The 17,278-nt window shown below is 69.4% G+C and carries 33 protein-coding genes; 32 read left to right on the top strand and 1 reads right to left on the bottom strand.

The genetic code is table 11. The annotated features are described in order from the left end of the window. The first annotated feature begins 64 nt into the window (after positions 1-64). The 25 genes from NQU54_RS22975 to NQU54_RS22855 all read left to right on the top strand — a co-directional run bounded on the left by NQU54_RS22975 (position 65) and on the right by NQU54_RS22855 (position 10,401). Positions 65-475: a hypothetical protein gene (locus NQU54_RS22975; RefSeq protein WP_257632735.1), complete on the top strand. Its 411-nt coding sequence runs from the start codon at positions 65-67 to the stop codon at positions 473-475. After that, entirely contained in the window at positions 472-765 is a 294-nt protein-coding gene (locus NQU54_RS22970; protein WP_257632734.1) for a hypothetical protein, read from the top strand. Before NQU54_RS22975 ends, NQU54_RS22970 begins: the two co-directional genes overlap by 4 nt. Next, complete coding sequence (locus NQU54_RS22965; RefSeq protein WP_257632733.1) at positions 762-992, top strand: hypothetical protein; 231 nt, start codon at positions 762-764, stop codon at positions 990-992. The genes NQU54_RS22970 and NQU54_RS22965 overlap by 4 nt, the downstream gene beginning before the upstream one ends. Further along, positions 989-1,603, top strand: a complete 615-nt coding sequence (locus tag NQU54_RS22960; RefSeq protein ID WP_257632732.1) for a hypothetical protein — start codon at positions 989-991, stop codon at positions 1,601-1,603. Before NQU54_RS22965 ends, NQU54_RS22960 begins: the two co-directional genes overlap by 4 nt. Next, positions 1,600-2,064: a hypothetical protein gene (locus NQU54_RS22955; protein WP_257632731.1), complete on the top strand. Its 465-nt coding sequence runs from the start codon at positions 1,600-1,602 to the stop codon at positions 2,062-2,064. Before NQU54_RS22960 ends, NQU54_RS22955 begins: the two co-directional genes overlap by 4 nt. Further along, positions 2,061-2,441, top strand: a complete 381-nt coding sequence (locus NQU54_RS22950) for a DUF6197 family protein (protein ID WP_257632730.1) — start codon at positions 2,061-2,063, stop codon at positions 2,439-2,441. The genes NQU54_RS22955 and NQU54_RS22950 overlap by 4 nt, the downstream gene beginning before the upstream one ends. Further along, complete coding sequence (locus NQU54_RS22945) at positions 2,438-2,635, top strand: hypothetical protein (RefSeq protein ID WP_257632729.1); 198 nt, start codon at positions 2,438-2,440, stop codon at positions 2,633-2,635. Before NQU54_RS22950 ends, NQU54_RS22945 begins: the two co-directional genes overlap by 4 nt. Next, complete coding sequence (locus NQU54_RS22940; RefSeq protein ID WP_257632728.1) at positions 2,632-2,862, top strand: hypothetical protein; 231 nt, start codon at positions 2,632-2,634, stop codon at positions 2,860-2,862. Before NQU54_RS22945 ends, NQU54_RS22940 begins: the two co-directional genes overlap by 4 nt. Next, positions 2,859-3,026, top strand: a complete 168-nt coding sequence (locus NQU54_RS22935; protein WP_257632727.1) for a hypothetical protein — start codon at positions 2,859-2,861, stop codon at positions 3,024-3,026. Before NQU54_RS22940 ends, NQU54_RS22935 begins: the two co-directional genes overlap by 4 nt. Further along, a complete protein-coding gene (locus tag NQU54_RS22930; protein ID WP_257632726.1) occupies positions 3,023-3,205 on the top strand; it encodes a hypothetical protein in 183 nt (60 codons plus the stop codon). The genes NQU54_RS22935 and NQU54_RS22930 overlap by 4 nt, the downstream gene beginning before the upstream one ends. A 103-nt stretch (positions 3,206-3,308) precedes the next feature. Continuing rightward, positions 3,309-3,695: a hypothetical protein gene (locus tag NQU54_RS22925; protein WP_257632725.1), complete on the top strand. Its 387-nt coding sequence runs from the start codon at positions 3,309-3,311 to the stop codon at positions 3,693-3,695. Further along, complete coding sequence (locus NQU54_RS22920; RefSeq protein ID WP_257632724.1) at positions 3,695-4,042, top strand: hypothetical protein; 348 nt, start codon at positions 3,695-3,697, stop codon at positions 4,040-4,042. Before NQU54_RS22925 ends, NQU54_RS22920 begins: the two co-directional genes overlap by 1 nt. Beyond that, positions 4,042-4,542 (top strand): hypothetical protein, encoded by a 501-nt coding sequence (locus tag NQU54_RS22915; protein ID WP_257632723.1) that lies wholly within the window; start codon positions 4,042-4,044, stop codon positions 4,540-4,542. The genes NQU54_RS22920 and NQU54_RS22915 overlap by 1 nt, the downstream gene beginning before the upstream one ends. Then, positions 4,542-4,787: a hypothetical protein gene (locus NQU54_RS22910; RefSeq protein WP_257632722.1), complete on the top strand. Its 246-nt coding sequence runs from the start codon at positions 4,542-4,544 to the stop codon at positions 4,785-4,787. Before NQU54_RS22915 ends, NQU54_RS22910 begins: the two co-directional genes overlap by 1 nt. After that, a complete protein-coding gene (locus NQU54_RS22905; protein ID WP_257632721.1) occupies positions 4,784-5,119 on the top strand; it encodes a hypothetical protein in 336 nt (111 codons plus the stop codon). Before NQU54_RS22910 ends, NQU54_RS22905 begins: the two co-directional genes overlap by 4 nt. Continuing rightward, a complete protein-coding gene (locus NQU54_RS22900; RefSeq protein WP_257632720.1) occupies positions 5,119-5,409 on the top strand; it encodes a hypothetical protein in 291 nt (96 codons plus the stop codon). The genes NQU54_RS22905 and NQU54_RS22900 overlap by 1 nt, the downstream gene beginning before the upstream one ends. 74 nt (positions 5,410-5,483) lie before the next feature. Further along, on the top strand, positions 5,484-5,690 hold the full coding sequence (locus tag NQU54_RS22895) for a hypothetical protein (protein WP_257632719.1): 207 nt from the start codon (positions 5,484-5,486) through the stop codon (positions 5,688-5,690). Positions 5,691-5,750: 60 nt separating this feature from the next. Continuing rightward, positions 5,751-6,212, top strand: a complete 462-nt coding sequence (locus NQU54_RS22890) for a hypothetical protein (RefSeq protein WP_257632776.1) — start codon at positions 5,751-5,753, stop codon at positions 6,210-6,212. 65 nt (positions 6,213-6,277) lie between these two features. Further along, positions 6,278-6,505: a hypothetical protein gene (locus NQU54_RS22885; protein ID WP_257632718.1), complete on the top strand. Its 228-nt coding sequence runs from the start codon at positions 6,278-6,280 to the stop codon at positions 6,503-6,505. Positions 6,506-6,611: 106 nt separating this feature from the next. Further along, positions 6,612-7,478, top strand: coding sequence for a PD-(D/E)XK nuclease-like domain-containing protein (locus NQU54_RS22880; protein ID WP_257632717.1), 867 nt, complete (start codon positions 6,612-6,614; stop codon positions 7,476-7,478). Then, positions 7,475-8,335 carry a hypothetical protein gene (locus NQU54_RS22875; RefSeq protein ID WP_257632716.1) on the top strand — a complete coding sequence of 287 codons (861 nt, stop codon included), beginning with the start codon at positions 7,475-7,477 and terminating at the stop codon, positions 8,333-8,335. The genes NQU54_RS22880 and NQU54_RS22875 overlap by 4 nt, the downstream gene beginning before the upstream one ends. A 73-nt stretch (positions 8,336-8,408) precedes the next feature. Then, positions 8,409-8,693 (top strand): hypothetical protein, encoded by a 285-nt coding sequence (locus NQU54_RS22870; protein WP_257632715.1) that lies wholly within the window; start codon positions 8,409-8,411, stop codon positions 8,691-8,693. Between the two features lie 210 nt (positions 8,694-8,903). Continuing rightward, positions 8,904-9,254 (top strand): hypothetical protein, encoded by a 351-nt coding sequence (locus NQU54_RS22865; RefSeq protein WP_257632714.1) that lies wholly within the window; start codon positions 8,904-8,906, stop codon positions 9,252-9,254. After that, positions 9,251-9,463, top strand: coding sequence for a hypothetical protein (locus tag NQU54_RS22860; RefSeq protein ID WP_257632713.1), 213 nt, complete (start codon positions 9,251-9,253; stop codon positions 9,461-9,463). Before NQU54_RS22865 ends, NQU54_RS22860 begins: the two co-directional genes overlap by 4 nt. Next, positions 9,460-10,401 (top strand): hypothetical protein, encoded by a 942-nt coding sequence (locus NQU54_RS22855; RefSeq protein ID WP_257632712.1) that lies wholly within the window; start codon positions 9,460-9,462, stop codon positions 10,399-10,401. The genes NQU54_RS22860 and NQU54_RS22855 overlap by 4 nt, the downstream gene beginning before the upstream one ends. Before the next feature lie 164 nt (positions 10,402-10,565). On the opposite strand, the gene NQU54_RS22850 is transcribed toward NQU54_RS22855, so the two are convergent. Continuing rightward, on the bottom strand, positions 10,566-10,742 hold the full coding sequence (locus NQU54_RS22850; protein WP_257632711.1) for a hypothetical protein: 177 nt from the start codon (positions 10,740-10,742) through the stop codon (positions 10,566-10,568). 202 nt (positions 10,743-10,944) lie between these two features. Between NQU54_RS22850 and NQU54_RS22845 the strand changes: the two genes are divergently transcribed. The 7 genes from NQU54_RS22845 to NQU54_RS22815 are packed head-to-tail and all read left to right on the top strand — an operon-like array spanning position 10,945 to position 17,246. Continuing rightward, on the top strand, positions 10,945-11,841 hold the full coding sequence (locus NQU54_RS22845) for a hypothetical protein (protein ID WP_257632710.1): 897 nt from the start codon (positions 10,945-10,947) through the stop codon (positions 11,839-11,841). After that, positions 11,822-12,442 (top strand): DnaA ATPase domain-containing protein, encoded by a 621-nt coding sequence (locus tag NQU54_RS22840; RefSeq protein ID WP_257632709.1) that lies wholly within the window; start codon positions 11,822-11,824, stop codon positions 12,440-12,442. The genes NQU54_RS22845 and NQU54_RS22840 overlap by 20 nt, the downstream gene beginning before the upstream one ends. After that, a complete protein-coding gene (locus NQU54_RS22835; RefSeq protein ID WP_257632708.1) occupies positions 12,439-12,831 on the top strand; it encodes a hypothetical protein in 393 nt (130 codons plus the stop codon). The genes NQU54_RS22840 and NQU54_RS22835 overlap by 4 nt, the downstream gene beginning before the upstream one ends. After that, positions 12,828-14,195: a replicative DNA helicase gene (locus tag NQU54_RS22830; RefSeq protein ID WP_257632707.1), complete on the top strand. Its 1,368-nt coding sequence runs from the start codon at positions 12,828-12,830 to the stop codon at positions 14,193-14,195. Before NQU54_RS22835 ends, NQU54_RS22830 begins: the two co-directional genes overlap by 4 nt. Continuing rightward, entirely contained in the window at positions 14,192-14,431 is a 240-nt protein-coding gene (locus tag NQU54_RS22825) for a hypothetical protein (RefSeq protein ID WP_257632706.1), read from the top strand. Before NQU54_RS22830 ends, NQU54_RS22825 begins: the two co-directional genes overlap by 4 nt. Then, on the top strand, positions 14,428-14,619 hold the full coding sequence (locus NQU54_RS22820; protein ID WP_257632705.1) for a hypothetical protein: 192 nt from the start codon (positions 14,428-14,430) through the stop codon (positions 14,617-14,619). Before NQU54_RS22825 ends, NQU54_RS22820 begins: the two co-directional genes overlap by 4 nt. Then, positions 14,619-17,246, top strand: coding sequence for a DNA cytosine methyltransferase (locus NQU54_RS22815; RefSeq protein WP_257632704.1), 2,628 nt, complete (start codon positions 14,619-14,621; stop codon positions 17,244-17,246). Before NQU54_RS22820 ends, NQU54_RS22815 begins: the two co-directional genes overlap by 1 nt. Positions 17,247-17,278: the final 32 nt, after the last annotated feature.

Here is a 17,278-nt window from a genome sequence, read left to right as displayed (position 1 = left end):
CCTAGACCCGACGCCGGCCTCGGATCCACACCACCCAGAACCCTGAAGAACAGGAGCGTGGACCGTGTCCACATTCTTCCAGAACCCTGAACCCAACACGATCTTCGAGGAGCTGACCACCGGTCTCCGCCGCGTCTCCCCCCTGGCCGCGATGTTCGACGCGGCCGAGGACACGCTGCGGGCGGACCGTCCGGAGGGTTTCACCCCGGAGGACATTGGCCGTCTCGCCTACGAGTCGCTGCCGGAAGCTGAGCGCGGCGACGCATGGGACGAGCTGCTGTACACGTACTGGTCGGCGCGCGAGAACGACCGCGAGGAGCTGGCCCGCTTCGAGCGGGAGCAGAAGACCCGCACCGCACTGGCTGCCGCTCTGGATGAGCGTGAGATGGCGCTGGTGCTGGGCAACGAGGCGTCCCCGGAGCTGGACGCGGACATTGCCCGCCTGGCCCGCACCCTGATCGGCGGTGCGCGATGAACCCCACCGCCCCGCTGTCGCCGGAGCGCGAGGCCGAGATCCGCTCGGAGCGGTACACGGTCCGCTCGCTCGCGTCGGCGGACGCTGCCCTCGATGACGTACTCGCCGAGCTGGACCGGGTCCGGGCTGAGCGGGACGAACTGAAGAAGCGCGTCGCCGAACTGGAAACCCACGCGTTCGAGGCGGAGTACCAGGGCGAGAGCGATGCGAAGCGGAGGCTGGCCCGCTGCAAGCACTGCTCGGGCACACGCTTCGATGCCGTGCACGCCGAGTGGGGTGAGTCCCGGTGACCACCCCGACCACGCCTCGCCCGATCGCCGCCCTGGGTGTGCCTGCCGAGCAGGTGGCGGCTGAGGTGCCGCTGCGTACCGCGCTGCTCTTCGACTCGCTGCAGCAGGCCCAGCCCGTCGCTGACGGCCGGTTCGCCGAGCAGCGCCACTTCCTCGATGCCGACCCGGACACGTGCGTGCCGCTGCCCGGCATCCCCCACCCCAAGCCTTCTGGGAGGACCGCATGACCGAGTATCCCGAGATCGCCAAGCGGTTCGCCCGCGAGACGGCAGGACATCAGATGACCGTCAAGCACGAGGACGGCTTGTATAGGCACCTGCGGTTCGGGCGCCCGGAGCACGGCAGCTTCGGCGTCTACGAGCTGATCACGTGGCCGTACAACCTCGTCGTCAAGGCGGGCTGGACATTCCACTTCGACATCGACGCCACCCCCGACATGTTCGATCTGTTCCGCAACACCGCGTTCAGCGGCGAGATCAACCCCAGCTACTGGCAGGAGAAGGTCCGGGCTGGCCGTGACGAGATCGAAGGGTTCGACGAGAACCTCTTCGAGCAGCGGGTCAAGCAGCACGTCGTCGAGGCGATCCGCAACGGACGCGCCCCGCGCGGTATCGGGGCCGAGGTCACGCGGGACATCTTCGAGTGGGGTGACATCAGCCACGAGGCCGGGGCTCGCGCCGAGTTGGACGCGTTCAGCTACCAGGGCTGGACGTTCGGCGAGACGTGGGAGTGGAACTTCTGCGACTACACACCGGGCTTCCTCTGGTGCTGCCACGCGATCCGCCACGGCATCGACCTGTACGACGCCGCCCGCAAGACGGCGGAGGTGGCCGCGTGAACGCCGAGCAGTTCAACTCCCGCTACCCGGTCGGTACTCCGGTCATGGCCTACCCCGGCGCCCGTCCGGAGAAGTTCCCCAACGAGAAGCGGCTCCAGACCCGCACCCGCTCCGTGGCGTGGGCGCTGGGCCACGGCGAGCCGGTCGTCATGGTCGACGGCTACGCGGGCGGCATCGCCCTCACCCACGTGGACGTCATCGAGAAGCCGGACGCCACCGAGGTGGAACGGCGGCTGCTGACCAGGAAGAACCTGCCCGCCATCGACGACTGGCTCGACCAGGTCGGCGTGTTCGCCAAGGGCTACTGGGAGGACGTGGACGGCAAGTTGACCGTCACTGGTCTCCGCATCGGCAGCGACTACCAGAACCGCATCGTCGCGAAGTTCGGCGACACCATCGTCCGCCACACCGACGGCACCCACACCGTCCGCCGCGTCATCGAGGCGGGTGAGGCGTTGTGACCGCCCTGATCGCCGACTACGCCGCTGTCTACCGCCGAGCCGCCAACATAATCCGCGCGAACGGCCACAACAAGGGCTACTGGTACCCGATGGCCGAGACCGAGATCGCCCCCGCCGAATGCCCGGTGTGCGCCGCCGGGGCCATCAGCATCGCACTGACCGGGTCGCCGAAGCCCGCCAGGTGCGACGTGCCGCTCGTGGAGGCCGCTGTGCGGCGACTGATGGAGCACCTGATCCCCGGCTACAAGCGGGCGTTGGCGATCTGGGATTTGGGCGTCCTGTGGAACGACGTGCCCGAGCGCACAGCCGACGACGTGATCGCCGCGTTCGAGGACGCCGCCCGCGCCGAGGAGACGGCAGGGGTGATGGCGGCGTGACCATCATCGACGAAACCGTGGTGGCCCAGCTTCCGGCGGCCGATGTGGTGCAGCTGGAGCTCGCCGACCTGGACGAGCGTTTCCACGAGCTGTACGGCCGGGACGAGGCTGGTTGGCTGCCCGCGCAGGTGGCCGCCTACAACACGGCGATCAACAGCGTGTGGGCTGCGCACCCCAAGGGGGTGGCGGCGTGAGCGCATCAACCGACCGCGCCCGTATCCGCACCCTGCTCGCCACCGTGCGCCGCGAGGGCGGCATCTGGACCACCAGCCGCGCCCAGGACGTGTACCGGCCGCTCGGCATCGTCCAGCGCGGCACCGCCCGCCGAGACCTGGCCCTGCTCGCCGAACACGGCCACCTCGTCGAGGTGCCGGGCCATGACCGCACCTACCGGGTCAACCAGGCCAGGGATGCCGCATGAGCGCCCCGCTGATCGCCGTGGATCCGGCCCTGCTGATGCTCCTCGTCATCCGCATCGCCGTACTCACCGACGCCGTCGACGCAGCCCGGCAGGCAGTAGAAGCCGAGCAGGAATCCCACTCGGCCTACCGGCTCGCCAACCCGCCCCGCCGGGAGACGCCGTGACCAACTTCAGCAGCATCCTCGGCCACCCGGACGTCACCATCGCCGACCTGGAAACCACACGAGCCCGCTGCCTGCAAGCAGTCCGCAACCCGGCCCCCGGCCTTGAGGCCGACCCCACCTCGGCCGACTTCGCCGACCGAATCTCCGACGAGATCGACCGGCGCCAGGCCGCCCAGTGACCCGCTTCACCGCCCAATGCATCGCCGCCCTGGCCATCTGCTGGGGCACCGCCGCCGGGCTCATCGCCCTCGGCCACCGACTCAACCACCCCAAGGGGGAACAGTGAACCTGACCATCCCGACGCCACACGGCGACGTGACCGTCGAAGCCAAGCCCACCGAGACAGGTGGACTCGTCACCAACCCGGTGCTGCTCTTCGACGACCCCGCCACGCAACGTGTGATCGCCGACCTCGACTGGCGCACTGTCACTCACACACCGAGCGGAATGCGGTTCCCGGTGATCTTCCCGGACGACCAGCACGCCGCCGACTTCGCCAAGAGCATCGGCCACCTCGCCGACTGGCAGCAGGCCAAGCCCAACATCCCCGAGGCCGAAGTGCTCAAGGTCGCGTTCCAGCACGGCGGCATCCCCGAAGACATCTACTACCTCGACGCCTACCAGCCCGAGCGCACCGCCGCCGCTGAGGTCCGGAAGGCGGGCGAGTGATGAGGATCAAGGTCCGAACCACCAAGGGCACACAGATCGACGTGCAGGCGACACCCACCGACACTCCCGGCCTTGTGGCACACCGACGTCTCTGCCAGGAGTCCGCACACGAGCAGTGGATCGTCACCCACGTCCAGAGCGGCAAGCATCTCGGCTGGGACTTCTGGAGCGAACTGGAGGCCCTGAACTTCGCTCGCGACGTCGGCCCCCTCGCCGACTGGCAGCAGAGGCTCACCGAACTGCCCGAGCACGAGGCGATTTCCCGGATCGCGCGTCGACACGTCGGCCGGGACACCCCCGGGAGCGCATACCGCCGCCTCGCGGCCGAGCGGAAGGCGGGCGAGTGATGAGCGAGCGCAACGACCTGCGTCCCCGCCTCGTGGAAGCCCTGGGCAACGCCTCCAAGACCCACCCCTGCACCTGCGGATCCACCACCTGGTCCACCTGCTACCACCAGGGCGCTCCCTCGAACGATGAGCGCCGAGCGACAGCAGTGCTCGAGGCAGTCGACAGCTACATCGACGAGGAGAAGCGCAAGACGGTCGACATGGCCGCCCTCCTCCGAGACGCCGAGCGAATCCCCGCCCTCACGGCCAAGGTCGAGCGCGCCGAGGAGCAGACGGAGCAGGCCCGCCGCATCGCCGTCGAGCTGGAAAACCAGGTCGCCCAGCTGACCAGCACCGACCCGTGGCAGCGCGCAGTCGACGGCCTCAACGCCCTCGTCGACGCCGGAGTCGGCTTCTGGATCGAGTCCGACGGCCACATCTCCAACCCCACCGGCAGCGAGCACATCGAATACGACCGCGAGACCGAGCGCTGGCAGCTCGTCCACGACGAGGAGGCGTGATGTCCGACCGCAAGTTCTGGATCCGCATCAACCCGCAGGGCTGCGTCGAGGGCTCCGCGCTCGGCGAGTACATCGGCCCGCTCGTCGAGGACGCGCACAAGCAGTTCACCCCGCGCGTCCGCGACCGGCGCCGGGAAGCAGCGGAGGGCTACCGGCACGAGCTTGTCGGCCACGACGAGTGGAAGCAGCGGGCCGAGCCGTGCCTCCTCGGTAGCTGCCAGCACAGGAAGCAGGCCGCCTCGTGATCCTCCACCTGCCCCGCCCGCACGGCCGCCACCGGGCTCCCACCCTGGCCGAACACCACGACCTCCAAGCCCGGCTCGCCGCCAGCGAGAAGAAGAACGACGACATCGCCGTCGACTACTGCTGCCTCAAGCAGCGGTACGAGGCCACCGTCGCCGAGATCCGCCGGCTCCAGCAGCAGCGGATCAATGACGCCATCGAGAAGGCGCGCCTCCGCCGGGAGCTGGCCAACGCCCAACCCCGCATCACTGCAGCCGCAACCCACGGCGGTGACGCCAGCCACGTGCAGCTCCCGTACCCGGTGCCCGTACAGGCCACACAGGAGGCGGCCTGATGTACACCCCCACCCGCGACGAGGTCGCCGACATCTACTACGGCGTCGGAGTCCTCGACTTCGAAGACCACGAAGCCGCCTGCACCCACGACCGACGGAAAGCTATAGCGGCACTCAACGCCTTCCACCGCCACTACTGCAGCGAGCGCCTCGTCGACATCGACATCGTTCCCGAGCGCGACATGAAGACGGGCTGGGCCCGCTTCGAGGACCGGTCCGACGGCCAGTGGACGGTCGGATCCGACGCCGACGATCCCGGCGCTTTCCCCGTCACCTGGCTCCGTCTCTAAGCCGCCCGCGCCCCGCCGCATGACACCGGGCGGCGAGGGCGCGGGCCACCAGCCACAACCCAAGGAGAACGCACGTGACCAAGCTCCCCGACGAGATCGCCTGGACCCTCATCAACACCGAGGACTGGGGCGGCGGACTCGAACGCACCTACCGAGCCGAGAACGTCGAGCACGCCGGCTGCGGCGGCGACGTACTCCTCGTCCACCTGCACGACGAGATGGGGGCCGTGACCGGGGCCCACTCCCGCTGCGCCGAGTGCAACGAAGACCTCACCGCCTGACCCACAGGAACGCCCCCGCCGAGGCGAATTCGGCGGGGGCGCCCAGACCAAGGAGAACACGTGACCGACCACCCGTACACCAACGCCGACCTCCGCGCGACCGCCGCCGAAGTCGTCGCCACCGCCATCCGGGAAATTACCCCCAGCGAGATCGCCGACCGGATGGACCGCAACTACGTCCAGTCCACTAACCCCGGCGACGGAAACGGCCGCACCTGGGAGCAACTCCTCAACGGCGACGGCCTCGACACCACCGAGTTCCTCGCAGCCCGCCAGCAGATCGACGACCTCATCCGCGATGCCGCCGACGTCTCCGAATGGGCCATCCAGCTCAGCGCCGCCAGCCTCACCCCGCACCCCGCGATGGCCTGGCAGTCCACCACCGGCGGCTACGACGTCGCCGTACAGGTCGCCACCGCCAACGACCTGATCCCCGCCGCCCGCGACGAGCTGATGGCCGAGCTTCGCAAGGCGGTCGGAGAGACCGTCTGCCGAGTTCTCGGCCTCAAGCCCGTCGCCTGACCGAACCTCCGGCCCGAGCTGGCCGCCCCGTCACCCCACCGCGGGGCGGCCACCAAGGAGACCCCATGCGAACCCGCATCGGCCGCTGGCAGATCGAACTCCACCAGCGCGCCATCTACATCACCCGCGAACCCGACCCGAACTGCCCCGACTGCACCGGGTCCCGCGGCGGCTGGCAGCCCCAAAGCACCGGCGCCGACTGGGGCGAATGCCCGTGCCTCGACCAGCTCCGCACCTGGCGACTGCCCCTCTGGCGCCGCAACCCCAGCTACTACCCGGAGGCCCCGTTCTGATGAGCCCCATCACCTGCCCTTGCGGCGACACCAGCGGCCCCTTCGTCCGCGTCAACGGCCGCCACCTCTGCGAAGACTGCGCCGACAAGAAGAAGGACGGGAAGAAGTGACCGCCACGCTGGACACGCCGATAGCCCCGGCCCTCGGCCTGCACGACGACCTGACCAACGAGGAGTACCACGCCGACAAGACCAGCCTCTCCTCGTCCGGCGCCCGCAAGCTCCTGCCCCCGTCCTGCCCCGCCAAGTTCCGCTACGAGCAGGACCACCCCCAGCCCGCCAAGAAGACGTTCGACTACGGCAACGCCGCCCACAAGCTCGTCCTCGGCAACGGGCCCGAACTGATTCTCGTCGACCGCCCGGCATGGACCACCAAGGCCGCCAAAGCCGAGGTCGCCGAAGCCCGAGCCCGCGGCGGCATACCCCTCAAGCAGCACGAGATCGACATGGTCCACGCCATGGCCGCCGCCATCCGCCGCCACCCGCTCGCCGCCGCACTCCTCGACCCCGCCTACGGCGCCCCCGAACAGTCCGGGTTCTGGATCGACGGCCCCACCGGCATCCGGCGACGGGTCCGCTTCGACTGGCTGCCGTCCATCCACTCCGGCCCACTGATCATCCCCGACTACAAGACCACCACCGACGCCAGCAACGACGCCATGGAAAAGGACATCGCCAAGTACGGCTACAACTGCCAGGCCGCCTGGTACGAGGAAGCCGCACAAGCCCTCGACCTGGGCGGCAAAGACACCGAAATGCTCCTCATCGTCCAGGAGAAGACAGCCCCCTACCTGGTCAACGTCATCGGCGTCGACTTCATGTCCCGCGAGATAGGCCGCGGCAAGAACCGGGCCGCCATCGAAACCTTCGCGGACTGCATGGCCACCGGCAATTGGCCCGGCTACGGCGACGAACCCAACTACCTCTCGCTGCCCGGGTGGGCCGAGAACCGCGACAAGGAGATCTACCTGTGAACTTCCCCGCCCAGACCCAGCCGGCCAACCACATCGGGCAGGCCACCGCGATCGAACTGTCCCGTGCCGAGGCCGAGGTCAAGGCCGCGGTGTTCGTCGCCAAGCAGAATCCGCGCAACCGGCAGGCCGCGCAGGAAGAGATGCGGTTCGCCTGCAACCAGCTCGCCATCGCCGAGAAGGCGTTCTTCTCCTACCCCAAGGCCGGGCAGACCGTCTCCGGCCCGTCCGTCCACCTCGCCCGCGAACTGGCCCTCATCTGGGGCAACCTCCAGCACGGCACGATGGAGCTGTCCCGCGACACCGCCCTCGGCCAGTCCGAGATCCTCGCCTACGCCTGGGACCTCGAGCGGAACTCCCGCAGCTCACAGATCTTCATCGCACCCCACGTGCGCGACACCCGCAGCGGCAAGAAGAACCTCACCGACCTGCGCGACGTGTACGAGAACAACGCCAACCTCGGCGCCCGACGGCTGCGCGAGGCGATCTACGCGGTGCTGCCCGACTACTACACGGCCGAGGCCATCCAGATCTGCCAGCAGACCCTCGCCAAGGGCGACGGCGCCTCCCTCGACGACCGCATCGAGCAGGAGGTCAGCCGCTACGAGCGGGTCGGTGTCAGCGTCAAGCAGCTGGAGACGAAGGTCGGCCGGCCGCGCCAGAAGTGGGACGAGCAGGACGTCGCCAAGCTCGGCACGATCTTCCGCTCCGTCGAGCGGGGCGAGATGAGCCGCGACGAGGCGTTCCCGCCCGAGCGCATCACCGCCGCCGAGATTCAGGGCCAGCGCCAGCAGCAGGGCGCCCAGACGGAAGAGCCGACCTCTTGGCCCGAGACCGCCCAGCCCGGATCCGCCGCCTAACCGGCACCAGGGCCGCCCCGCCGGAATCGGGGCGGCCCCCCTCCACGGAACCACACCCGGAAGGACACCCGCCATGAGCCAGCCCATCGAACTCACCGCCGGAACCATCACCGAGGTCGTCTTCCTCGATCCCAACCGCCCGCACACCGAGCCCGACGAGCGCGGCTGCCCCGACTGCGGCCAGCCCGCTTACGACTCCGGCTGCGAGTCGCCCGGCTGCAACGGCTGGGGCTGCCCCGACTGCGGCACCGGCTGCGACCTCGACTTCGTCAGCGCCGAGGACGGTGGCCAGTGCTCCGCATACCGCGACCAGGACGACGCCATCGACGAGTACCTCGACCAGGACGACGCCATCTGACCCACCCCGGGCTGCCGCCGACCGAACCGGCGGCAGCCCACCACCCAGAGAAGCACACCTCGAGTACTTCCTCGACGAAGAGACGGACATCTTGCGGCATCCGCGCTCGGGCCGCGTGACCTGGAGAAACCCGCCATGACGAAGATCGTGAAACATCTCGGAGATCGTGAAACGTCCTCTTGTGTCGGTGCCGTGGCGCCAATGGGGGATATGGCCAACCACATCCAGCCCGCACTCGACGGCATGCCCGAACCCGACCCCAAGCCCGCGCCCCGCCCCCGCTCCGAGGACTACGAGACCTGGCTCGACATCGTCTGGCCCAAGTACGTGCAGGCCGCCGAGTCCGGCCGCGTCTTCACCTGCTTCGAAATAGCCGACGCCCACCAGCTGCCCGACCCGCCCAACCCCCAAGCCCACTGGGGACGGCTCATGACCCTGCTGAAGGACGAGGGCTACGTGCGCACCGCCGGCTGGGCCTGCACCAACCGGCCCACCGCCCACCACAGCGGCGTCCGCACCTGGAAAGGCACCCGCGCCGCACAGCGAGGAGAGGCCGCATGAGCCCCGCCGTGGCCTTCGCCCTCCACATGGCCGCCGGAATCCTCATCGGCTGGGCCGCCACCTGGGCCATCCGGCGCCGCCATCGCCGCGCCAAAGCCCGCGCCCGACTCACCCGCGAACTTTTCCTGCTTCGCCACCACGACCCCCGCTGGGCCCGCCAAACCCTCAACGACATCCACGCACTCCCCACCACCCAGGGGGACCGATGACCACCGACCAGGCCATCCGAGACGCCAAAGCCCGCTGGCAGCGCCGCCGCCGACGCCTCATCGGCTACGGCCAATGGCAGCCCTTCACCAACGCCGAACCCGTCCGCGCCCACGTCCGCGCCATCCAAGCCGCCGACATGTCCGTCAAGAACATCGCAGCCGCCACCGGCGTCACCGTCTCCACCCTCGACTACCTCCTGTACGGCGACGAGGAACACACCCAGCCCGCCAACATCCGAACCGAAGCCGCACAAACCCTCCTCGCCTACTGGCCCACCCTCGACGACTACTTCGACGGCGCCATCATCAACGCCACCGGCACCAACCGCCGCCTCCGCGCACTGGCCGCCATCGGCTGGCCAGCCAGAGCCATCCACCAGCACATCGACTTCGTCACCATTTCCACCATCGAACGAGCCCGCTTCAACCCCCGCGTCCGCGCCCGCCTCGCACGCGCCGTCCGCGACCACTACAACCACGCCTCCGTCCAGAAGCCCGAAGACCACGGAATCAGCGCCTGGGTAGCCAGCCGCACCCGCAACGCGGCAGCACAGTACGGCTGGGAAGACCCCGGAGCCTGGGACGAAGACACCATCGACGACCCGCAGGCCCAGCCCGACTGGACCGGGCACTGCGGCACTGACCACGGTTGGTGGCTCCACTCCCTCAACCACATCCCCACCTGCCAGCGCTGCGAGACCGCCCACCAGGAATGGCTCAAGGCCCTCGGCCCCGTCAGCCACAGCGAACGCTTCGCCGCCCTCGGCAAAGCCCGCGCCGCCGCCTCCAGCCGAGGCGCCGACCTCGCCGACGAAGCCCGCGAACTCCTCGACCTCGGCTACAGCCACGACGCCGCCGCCGAGAGCCTCGGCATCACCAAAGACCACCTGCGGCAGACCCTCAAACGCCACCCCGACGGCTACCAAGAGGCGGCGTGATGCCCGGACCAGCCCCCCGAAAGGGCGCACAAAGGGCCGGTAGAAGACCGGCGAAAAGACCTGGTCAGACGGCCTAGCGCTGACAAGAGTCGATCAACAGCCAGCTGTAGCCGCACACGACAAAGCCCCGCCGATGGCGGGGCAAGGAGGGGACAGGGATGAGGTCAGGACTCGGAGGCTTCGGCCTTCTGCCGGCGCCGGAACGCGGCCACCTCGCGCTTGATGTAGACGCGCAGGTCAGCGGCGCGCGACAGGCCCTTGGCCTCGCACACCTCGCCGTAAGCCGCCCACGTCTCTTCATCCACGCGAATCACGCGGCCGGGGGTCCCCTTCGTCGTCATGGCACAACCATAGCTGACCTGACACACGAGGGGCACCTTCACCGCGCCGAGTGCCTCTCGGTTGCATCTCGGGTGCACGGGCACCTTGAGGTAGGATTGGCGCAGCCGGAGGGCAAGGACCGTGCCCTGCTGAAGCCTCCATGAGCGCTGCCCGCACGCAGCCGAAACCAGCAGCGAACCCCCTCCTGAGAGAAGAGATCCGATGGGCTACGAGCTCCGACGCGAGATCCGCGAGGCGTTGGGCCCCAACGTCACGGGCCTCCAGCGCGCCGTCGCGTTGGAGATCGCCGATGACGCGCGCCACGACGCCGATGGGCGCCGGAGCAAGGCATCGCTCAAAGACCTGGCCCGATGGACTGGCGCCAAAGACACAGCCGTCGTCCGCAACGCGCTCAAGCGACTGGCCGAAGCTGGCTGGGAGTTCCGGGTCGCCATCGGCAAGGGCAAGGACGGGCGGGTGCTCTACGCGGTCCCCGGCCGATCCATGGAGTTCCGTGTCCCCCACCCGCCAGAAGGAGCCACGGCTCACTCTGGCGAAGGAACCCAAGGGGGAGCGGGGGCTCACTCAGAAGGAGCCGCGGCTCACTCAGAAGGAGCCACGGCTCACTCAGAAGGAGCCCCCGCTCCCCCCTCCCCACATTCCACACTCCACACATCACCTTCTTCCGCTGACGCGTTCAACGAGCAGTCCACCGACAACAGCGACGAACCCCAGCCGCCGGACGAGCCGGACGTCCCCGCTGCCGCCAAGAAGGCGGCGAAGAAGGTCATCCGTAAGGCGGGCGAGAAGAAGCCCGGCGCACACGAGACCGCCGATGAACTCACCAGCGCCTTCTGGGAGCGGCACGGCAAGGGCCGAGCCCAGTCATACCTCGCCGTCCGCGGCGTCATCCGTACCGCCATCGGCAACGGCGTCGAGCGCAACGACCTCGCGCGAGCCCTCGACCGAGTCGCCCGCGAGGGCCGATCCATCTCCGGCGCAACCCTCGACATCGCCCTCACCGCCATCCGCCGCCCTGGCCCCAGCAAGAGCGGCCCATCTACCGCGCCCCGAACCATGACCGACGAGGAGAAGAAGCGTGCACTTCAGTTCGGCTGACACACCCAGCCCCCGCGACGGCGTCCTCATCGAACGCCGCGCCCACGTCCTCAACCGATTCGACGACCGCATCCCCGTCATCTACCGCCAGCCCATCGACCTCCACGAGGACATTGCCAACTGGATCGCCGGATGGGGCGGCGGCAGCCTGTTCCTCACCGGCTCGATCGGAGTCGGGAAGACGCACACCGCGTGGCACACCTGCCGCCGCTGGCTCCAGGCCCAGTACGCCCCCGGCGAGCCGTGGCAGGGCAGCCCGCTGGTCAAGACCTACCGGTCGACGGCCCTGTTCGACGCGCTGCGCCCGGATGCCCCCGGGGGCGAGGGCCGGTCGCTGGTGCACGAACTGCAGGAGTGCGACCTGCTGTTCATCGACGACCTTGCTGCGGCCAAGGCGTCGACATGGACGCAGGAGCGGTTGTTCGAGCTGTTCGACGAGCGGTACATCAACCGCCGCCCCGTGATCATCACGTGCGATGTGCTGCCCAACGAACTGTCCGAGGTGACCGGGCCGCGAGTCGCCTCGCGTCTCGCCGAGATGTGTCGCAACAGCGTCGTGCTCCTTGAGGGCGACGACCGCCGGACGGGAGCCGCCGCGTGAACGCCACACCAAAAGCCGTTGAGTACCTCTACGAGGTCTGGGACGCCAACTGGGACAACGGTCCCCTCGGCAACTACAAGATCCTCCGCCACCCGATCAGGAAGAAGACCGCCAAGCGGATCTACTTCGATTACGTCAGCGGCCGTCCCGGATGCGTGGACCGGCAGCAACTCGAAGCCGATGGAGAGATCTACAACGGCTACACGCGCCGCCGTCTGCACCTGGCGCCGCCGGAGATCCCCAGTCGTCCGAAGAAGCCGTCTCTGTCGGAACTGCGGAAGGCAATGGCCGACGCCCACCCGGACCGGGGCGGCACCGACGCCGAGTTCATCGCCGCCCGCGAGCGCTACGAGCGCGCCCGCGATGCGCACAAGGGAGCCGCCGCATGACCACCGACGTCGAACTCTGGGGGGCCGACGACGCCGCACCCGTGTCGTCCACGCCCCACGACCTCGAGGCCGAGAAGATCCTCGCCGCGTCGGTCATGGCCCGCACCCAGCTCGTCGACGACCTCGCCGCCAAGGGCTTCGACCCCGCCGACATCGGCGACGAGCGCTACCGCTGGATCTGGTACGCCGTCGAAGACCTCTCGAGCGACCTGGCCGCCGGGGAGATCCGCTGGGAGGCGGTCGCCCGCAAGCTCGCCGCCTGGCACGCCGAAGGCCGCATGGTCACCATTCCGCTCAACAGCGAGCAGCTCGCCGAGCTGTACAACCAGGCGATGCCCGGCAACGCCGACTACTGGGCCAAACGCATCACCGACACCGCTGTCGCAGCCCGTGCCGCCGCACTCGGCGTCGTCATGCGCGTCAAAGCCACCAGCCCGGCCTTCGACCCGGAGGCCGACGTTGCTGCATTCCAGACCGAGATCGACAACCTGATCCGGCCGGCCGCCATGTCGCAGGCGTCCACGCTCGGAGACCTGCTGCCCGACGTGCTGATGCGCGCCGTCACCCCGCCCAGCACCGAAAACCGCATCCCCACCGGGTTCATCGACCTCGACGGCCTGCTGTGCGGCGGCTGGGCCCCCGGGCAACTCGTCGTCATCGGGGCCCGCCCCGCCATGGGCAAGACCACGATCGCCTCCAACTTCGCCCGCGCCGCCGCGGTCACCAACAACATCCCCACCTACTTCTCGTCACTGGAGATGGGCAAGGACGAACTCGCGGCGAGCATCATGTGCGCGGCCGTCACCATCCCGCTGCACCACCTCAAGCAGGGCATCGTCGACGACACCGCCATGGCCCGCGCCGCATCCAAGACCCCGGAGCTGGCCGCCGCACCACTGCACATCGACGACAGCCCGCTCGTCACCCTGCCCGGCCTGCGCGCCACCGTCCGCAACCTCGTCCGCACCGCCGGGCTGCGCCTCCTGGTGGTCGACTACCTGCAGCTCATGCAGGCACCCCGCGCCGAATCCCGACAGGTTGCCGTGTCGATGCTGTCCCGCGGGCTCAAGCTCCTCGCCAAGGAGTTCAGCATCACCGTCGTCATGCTCGCCCAGCTCAACCGCGGCCCCGAGGGCCGCACCGACAAGAAGCCGATGGTGTCCGACCTGCGCGAATCCGGGTCGATCGAGCAGGACGCCGACATCGTGATCCTGCTCCACCGCGAGGACGCCTACGAGAAGGAATCCCCGCGAGCCGGCGAAGCGGACCTGATCGTGGGCAAGCATCGCGGGGGGCCCACGGCGACGATCACGTGTGCTTTTCAAGGGCATTATGGTCGTTTTGTCGACATGGCCGCGACGTGACCGCCCAGTTCGACGCCGCCGACATTGCGGCCATGCGCGCCGAAGGCAGCCTTGAGGAATTCCTTCGCCTCCTCACCGGCAAGGCCGCCCCCAAGCCGCCGACCGTCGAGAAGCCGGACGTCGTCCACTACGTCATCCCGCGGCCCGGGGCCTGGCCCATCGGCACCGCCGCCAGCGGGCCCATACCCGCCGTGTGCGACTGCCCCAACTGCGGCCAGAACGGAGCGGACCGATGACCGACTCCTGCCCGTCGTGCTGCCGCCGCGACATAGCCCCCGCCGCGACCCGCTGGCGTGGCGTCCGCATCGTCCACGGCTACCACTGCCCCGGATGCGGCGCCACCTGGGCCACGACCCGCCACCTCCCCGCCTACTCCGACATCCACCACCGCCGCGCCCAGCGGCCCACCCGAAAGGCCGCCTGATGAGCTACCGCCACGACAACGACGCCCTCACCGTCATGGATTGGTTCTGCGCCGACATCGAGACCGAGATCCTGACCGCCCATGGATGGCGGCGCTACGACGAGGTGCAGGTCGGAGACCTGGTGGCCAGCCTCAACACCGAGGACGGCGTCGCCCGCTGGGTGCCGGTCCAGAGGATGAATGTCTTCCAGGTGGCCGGCGCGAAGATGCTGAAGGTGGAGGGCAAGGCGCTCTCGGCGCTGGTGACGGAGGGCCACCGCTGGCCCGTGCAGCAGCGCGTCGGCAAGACGTCCGCCCGCCGCCTCGCCTGGCAGGTGCGAACCTCTGACCAGCTCACGCTGGAATCCTCGGTCGTCCGGAGCGCCCCCTTCGAGGCCCCGACGCACAGCAGCCACGATGACGCGCTGGTCGAGCTGGTCGGCTGGGCATGGACCGAGGGCAGCTACCGCGAGAACGGCGGGCTGCACCTCTCGCAGTCGCCCTCGGTGAACCCGGGTAAGTGCGACCGGATCGAGCGGGCGCTGACCGCGCTCTACGGGTCGCCCATGGGCCGAGCCGGCCGCCGGGTTAGTCAGCCAGCCTGGAACGTCGCGGACTACGAGGGCACCCGGTACTGGCGGCTCAACGTCGCTGCCGCGGCGCCCATCCTCGCCGCCGCTCCGGACCACGTCCTTGACCCGGCCTGGCTGCTCGCTCTGACCGCAGACCAACTGGACCTGCTCATCGAGACGTCGATGCTCGCCGACGGCACCACGCGGGTTCGGGACGGCGCGCGAGACTCGTCCCTCTCGCAGAACCGGCAGGACCGCGCGGAAGGGCTCCAGTTCGCCGCCATCCTCGCCGGGCGGGCGACATCGATCCACCGATGGGAGATGCAGCACAAGGGCGCGGCCTACCCGATGTGGCGGGTGTCGCTCCTGGAGCGGGTCACCGCCAAGCCACTTCGTCAGGCAGTCGCCGAGTGGACCACCTACACCGGCACCGTCTGGTGCCCCACCGTCGAGCACGGGACGTGGCTGTGCCGCCGCAACGGCCTGGTGCACTGGACCGGAAACTGCGGGGCCGGAGGCTCCAGCCAGGGAGCGCACGCCGTGCCCGGACTCCGCGTGACCCGTGCCGCGAACCACTGGGAGCGGGCGATCGAATCCCACGCGGCGAACTTCCCGGAGACTGACCACTACCGCGGCGACATCCGCCAGGCCCCCGTGTGGGCGTGGCCCGTGACCGACATCTTCTGGGCCAGCCCGGAGTGCACCAACTGGTCCGTAGCGAAGGGCAAGAAGCGGGACTTCATCAACGCCATGCAGGGCGACCTGCTGGACCTGTACGCGGAGATGGAGCAGCAGAAGTTCGAGGCCGACGACGATGGCGGGCCGTCCCTCGAGGAGGAGTCCCGGGCCTTGATGGAGGAGGTGCCGCTGTACCTGCGGGGCGTCATAGAGCGCGGCGGCCTGGTCAAGGCTGGGGTGGTCGAGAACGTGGTCGACGTCCGCGCGTGGGACGAGTGGGGCCGGTGGATCGGCGAGATCCACAAGATGGGCTACAAGACGCGCATCATCGCCCTCAACTCGATGCACGCCAACCCGCGCACCGTGCACAAGGCCCCCCAGTCCCGTGACCGGCTGTACGTCGGCTACTGGCACGAGTCCCTCAACCGCGCCCCCGACTGGGACAAGTGGCTGCGGCCCCGCGCTTGGTGTGAGCCGTGCGGCGAGTGGGTGCAGGCCGTCCAGGCATGGAAGCGTCCCGGTGTCGACATGGGTCGGTACCGGCAGCAGTACGTGTACCGGTGCCCGCGAACCTCGTGCCGCAACAGCGTGGTGGAGCCGGAGGCGCTGCCCGCGCTGGCGGCGATCGACTGGTCCCTGCCCGGTCAGCGCATCGGCGACCGCACGAAGCCGCTCGCTGCTAAGACCCTGGCGAGGATCCAGGCGGGGCTGGAGCGGTTCGCCCGACCGGTGCCGATGATGGTCCCGGCCGGCGGTACGTGGCGGAACGACGCGACCAGCGTTCTGGATCCGATGCCGACCCGCACCACCCGCGAGAACGACGCGCTGGCGATCCCGCCGCTGATGATCCCCGTCGAGGGGCGGGACGGGAAGGAAGCCCTGTCGGCGGACCTGCCGCTGCGCACCCAGACCACCCGCAACGAGACGGGCCTGGCGTGGCTGCCGTTCATCGCCGAGCTCCGTGGTGGCGGATCGGTGGCCCGGTCGGTGTCCGAGGCGCTCGCGACCGTCACCGCGTCCGGCAACCACCACGGGCTCGTCACGCCGAACCACGTGTCGGAGCACATGCTGATCCCGTACTACGGGGCCAGCGGCGCCCGCCCGGTCGTCGAGCCGATCGGGGCGCTCACCACCAGGGACCGGTACGCCCTGGTGCACGGCAAGCCCGCCATCGAGGACGTGCGGTTCCGAATGCTCGAGCCGCACGAGATCGGCCGGGCCATGTCGTTCGCGGACGACTACAAGGTCCTCGGCTCCAAGCGTGAGCGGGTCCGCCAATACGGCAACGCCGTCACGCCGAACGCGGCCGAGGTGCTGCTGTGCGCCCTCGTCGAGGCCATCACCGGCGAGGAGATCTCCCGCCACGAGCCGACGGCCGACTTCCACGCCGCCGCCTGACGCACTGCGGGCCGCCTCCGGGGCTATCGGGG

This window comes from Streptomyces malaysiensis subsp. samsunensis (assembly GCF_024519315.1).
Lineage (GTDB): Bacteria > Actinomycetota > Actinomycetes > Streptomycetales > Streptomycetaceae > Streptomyces > Streptomyces malaysiensis.
This window is presented reverse-complemented; position numbering and strand designations above follow the sequence as displayed.